At 74.6% G+C, this 3,729-nt stretch carries 4 protein-coding genes and 1 pseudogene; 1 reads left to right on the forward strand and 4 read right to left on the reverse strand.

All coding sequences use genetic code 11. The annotated features are described in order from the left end of the window. Window positions 1-94: 94 nt before the first annotated feature. From PINTE_RS20610 to PINTE_RS20625, 4 genes are all read right to left on the reverse strand, one after another. The gene (locus PINTE_RS20610; RefSeq protein ID WP_068434344.1) at window positions 95-493 is read right to left on the reverse strand and encodes a cold-shock protein; all 399 of its coding nucleotides are present in this window, start codon (window positions 491-493) and stop codon (window positions 95-97) included. Between the two features lie 61 nt (window positions 494-554). Further along, on the reverse strand, window positions 555-1,334 hold the full coding sequence (locus PINTE_RS20615) for an HpcH/HpaI aldolase family protein (RefSeq protein ID WP_157087429.1): 780 nt from the start codon (window positions 1,332-1,334) through the stop codon (window positions 555-557). Next, the gene (locus PINTE_RS20620) at window positions 1,331-2,287 is read right to left on the reverse strand and encodes an aldose 1-epimerase family protein (protein WP_068434349.1); all 957 of its coding nucleotides are present in this window, start codon (window positions 2,285-2,287) and stop codon (window positions 1,331-1,333) included. Before PINTE_RS20620 ends, PINTE_RS20615 begins: the two co-directional genes overlap by 4 nt. After that, window positions 2,284-2,748: a PPOX class F420-dependent oxidoreductase gene (locus PINTE_RS20625; protein WP_068434351.1), complete on the reverse strand. Its 465-nt coding sequence runs from the start codon at window positions 2,746-2,748 to the stop codon at window positions 2,284-2,286. The genes PINTE_RS20620 and PINTE_RS20625 overlap by 4 nt, the downstream gene beginning before the upstream one ends. 250 nt (window positions 2,749-2,998) lie before the next feature. On the opposite strand from PINTE_RS20625, the pseudogene PINTE_RS20630 reads away from it, so the two are divergent. Continuing rightward, a pseudogene (locus tag PINTE_RS20630) lies at window positions 2,999-3,729 on the forward strand (hypothetical protein); the annotation flags it as partial.

Raw genomic sequence — 3,729 nt, forward strand, 5'->3', positions numbered from 1 at the left:
GCCGCCGCGAGCGTCGCGTCGGCCTTCGGCGCGCGCGCGACCCGCCGCTCGGCGCGGGCAGGTTTGCGCGTCTGGACCGCAGTCGTCATGGGAGTCAGGCTCCGTCGAGGTCGGAGGCGACGGCGCGCAGCACGGCCGCCACCTTGGCAGACACCTTCGCGTCGGGGTAGTGCCCGCGACGCAGCTGGTTGGAGACGCCGTCGAGCAGCTTGATGAGGTCTTCGACGATGACCGTCATGTCCTCGGCCGGCTTGCGGTGCTTGGCGTGCTGGGCGGCCGCCACCGACTTCGGGGCGTCGAGCACCTTGACCTGCATCGCCTGGGCGCCGCGGCGACCCTGGGCGATGCCGAATTCGACGCGCGTGCCGGCCTTCATGGTGGTCACGTCGGCAGGCAGCGCATTCGCATGGAGGAAAACGTCTCCCCCCTCGTCGTCGGAGACGAAGCCGAAGCCCTTGTCGGCGTCGTACCACTTGACCTTGCCCGTCGGCACCTGCGATGCACCTTCTCATCGATGTCGAAACGCCGGGAGATGACCCGGTCGGACAACAAGGCTAACCGTTCGGACGCACGCCCGTCGCAGCTACCGCGGCCATGGCTCCGGCGCGCAGCATCGAGGTGTCGACACCGGCCGCCACGCAGCGCGCTCCCGCCTCAAACCAGCCGGCCGTCGCCTCCGGAGCCGGTGCCATGACACCCATCGCGACGCCCGCCGTCGCGGTCGCCTCGAGCACCCGCCGGGCGGCCGCGACGACCGCCTCGTGGCCCGGCTCCCCGACGTGCCCCATCGACGCCGACAGGTCGTAGGAGCCGACGAAGACGGCGTCGACGCCCGGCGCCCCGGCGATCGCGTCGATGTTCTCCAGCGCCTGGGCGTCCTCGCACATGACGATGCAGGCCGTGTCGGCGTTCGCGGCGGCCAGGTAGTCGGGCCGGAAACCGTACTGCGAGGCGGGCACCGCCCCGTGCACCGAGCGGATGCCGTCGGGCGGGAACCGGCACGCCTGCGCCGCCGCCGCGGCCTCGGCACCGTCGCGCACGTGCGGAACGAGCACCGCGTCGGCGCCCGCGTCCAGGGCCGCCGAGATCGCCTGAGCCCGCAGCTCCGGCACCCGCACGACGACGTCGAGGCCGACCCCGTGACCGGCGGCGACGAGCGCCGCCATGCCGGAGGCGTCGAACGCGCCGTGCTCGCCGTCGAGGATGACGATGTCGTAGCCGGCGAGCCCCACGATCTGCACGACCTCCACGCGCGGGATCCCGACGAACGCGGCCAGCGCGCGGTGCTGCGGGTCGGCGAGGCGGGCCCGCAGGCCGTCCAGCTGCTGGGTCATGAGCCGGTCACCCCCCACGTCGCGCTCCACTCCTGCCCGGGCGCCAGGGCGATGAGCCCCTCGCGGGTGCGCAGCGCGTCGGGACCGCAGGTCATCGGCTCGACGGCCACGCCGGAGCGGCGGTTCAGCGGCTCCGGCAGCTCGTCGCCGGTGAACACCTGGGCCCAGCCGAAGTCGGCCACCGGCGCCCACAGGGTGGTCGAGCGGCCGGTCTGGGGGTGCCACAGCTGGGCGCGCCAGACGCCGTCGTCGTCCGCGGCCAGCTCGGTGTACGCCGTGTCGAGCACCAGGTCGGCCAGCGCCGGCCCGTCGCGCAGGTCGGCGTCGGGAGTGACCGGAGCGACGCTGTCGGCGAGCGAACCCCGCACCGGCAGCAGCCTCGTCTCGTCGACCATGAGCGAGGAGGCGGCCGGCAGCCGCATCTCCAGCTCGTCGATGTGCTCTTCCCCGCACGTCAGGTAGGGGTGGGCGCCGTAGCCGAAGGGCGCTTCGGTCTCCGACTCGTTGCGCACCCACGGGGTGACCCGCAGCCCGTCGACGTCGAGGGAGAAGGTGATCCGGCAGCGCAGGCTCCAGTCCCAACCCGGTTGGGGCCGCAGGGTGGTCGCCACGACGATCTCGTGCTCCTCGCGGCGCACCAGGTGCCAGTCCTGCCAGTGCACGAGCCCCTGCGTGGCGTTGGCTCGCCCCGGTTCCGTCAGCGAGAGCTGCCGCTCCTGACCGCCGAAGGTGTACGTGCCGTCTCCGACGCGGTTGGGCCACGGCAGGAGCGTCGCCCCGCGGTAGGCCGGGCAGGGCTCGTCGGCGCCGAACCCGTGCACGAGCGGGCGGGAGTCGATCGTGTAGCTGCGCAGGTTCGCGCCGGTCTGGGTGATGCAGGCCTCGTGCAGCGCGTTCGGCGCCCGATAGCGGATCTCCCACTGCTCCCCGGTGGGCAGCACGGCGCCGGTCATCGCTCGCTCATCTCCGGGGGAAAGCCGCCGGTGGCGATCGGGCCCCACGCCTCGATGTCGATCGACAGCAGCGACTTGTCCTGCGCCGCCATCGCCTCGCGGTACTCGTTCCAGTCGGGGTGCTCGCCGCTGATGCAGCGGAAGTAGTCGACGAGGCCGTCGAGCGCCGCGGGCATGTCGAGCACGCTCGCGCGCCCGTCGACCTGCACGTACGGGCCGTTCCACTCGTCGGAGTGCACGACGAGGCTGACCCGCGGGTCGCGCCGGGCGTTGACGGCCTTGGCGCGCCGCGGATAGGTCGAGATGAGGATCCGGCCGTCGTGGACCCCGCAGCTCACCGGCGACATCTGCAGCCGCCCGTCGCGGCGGCGCGTCGTCAGCGTGGCGCGGTGGCGCTCGGCCAGGAAGTCGAGCAGTTCGTCGCGGCCGACTCTGGCCGCGGTGGCGTAGGTGCGAGCCATGCGCTCGACCCTACCGACGTCGGCTCCTTCGCGTCGGGTGAAGTCTCTGGGCGCGGGGGCTCCGTTTCGAGGCGCTCACGGTTGCGCTCGTGGCTCGGCGTTGCGGTTGTCGCCGCGCCGGCGAGCTGCCAGCGCGACGGCCAGCATGTGGACGCGGGCGGAGCCGGCCGCGGGGGCCGCGGCGATAGGCCCGGGGCCCGGCGATCCCGGCTGTTCGCGGGTCACAGGGGCGCCGGGTAGCGTGGATCGGGTGTCCTCGTCGACCTCGGCACGCGCCGGCCGCGACGACCGGGCCGGTGCCAGCGCCGAGCCCGACGGCTCTCCCCTGCCCGGCGCCCCCGCAGCGGAGCCGGGTCGGGCGACGGGCTCGGCGACGGGCTCGGTGACGACTCGCTCGGCTGGCTCGGCGGCGGGGCGCATCCGCAGCCTCGCGGACGACCTGCGAGCACGCTCCGACGAGGAGCTCGCCCAGCTGCTGCTGCGGCGCCCCGACCTCGCCCGCCCGGCTCCCGGAGACCTCACCTCGCTGGCCGCCCGCTCCGTCACCCGCGCCTCCCTGACCCGGGCCCTCGACGACCTCGACACCGGCCACCTGCAGGTCCTGGAGGCGATCGCGGTGCTCGGTGACGCGGGCGGAGTCGGTCCGGTGGCCCGGCTCCTGCAGGCCGACTCGGCGCGGGTCGGTCCCGTGCTGGACGAGCTGTGGCGCCGCGGGCTGCTGTGGCGCTCGGGGCGCACCCGGCACGTGCCGCGGCCGGTGGCGGAGGCGGTGGGACCGCACATCGCCGGCCTCGCCCCCGCGACCCGCCCGACCACCTTCGGTGTCGACTCCCCCAGTGCCCCGGGCTCCTCGGGCGGACCGGGCGGGCCCGGCGATCCAGACGGACCCGGCGGACCCGGCGGACCCGGCGACGAACCGGGCATCGCGCCGGACGACCTCGGCCCGCACGAGCGCGCGATCCTCGACCGGCTCACGTGGGG

This window comes from Piscicoccus intestinalis NBRC 104926, assembly GCF_001515525.1.
Taxonomy (GTDB): Bacteria; Actinomycetota; Actinomycetes; order Actinomycetales; family Dermatophilaceae; genus Kineosphaera; species Kineosphaera intestinalis.

Bases quoted from the DNA above. Each gene is read 5' to 3' on its own strand.
- PINTE_RS20625 (WP_068434351.1), bottom strand. From the start codon at position 2,748: ATGGCTCGCACCTACGCCACCGCGGCCAGAGTCGGCCGCGACGAACTG.
- PINTE_RS20620 (WP_068434349.1), bottom strand. From the start codon at position 2,287: ATGACCGGCGCCGTGCTGCCCACCGGGGAGCAGTGGGAGATCCGCTAT.
- PINTE_RS20615 (WP_157087429.1), bottom strand. From the start codon at position 1,334: ATGACCCAGCAGCTGGACGGCCTGCGGGCCCGCCTCGCCGACCCGCAG.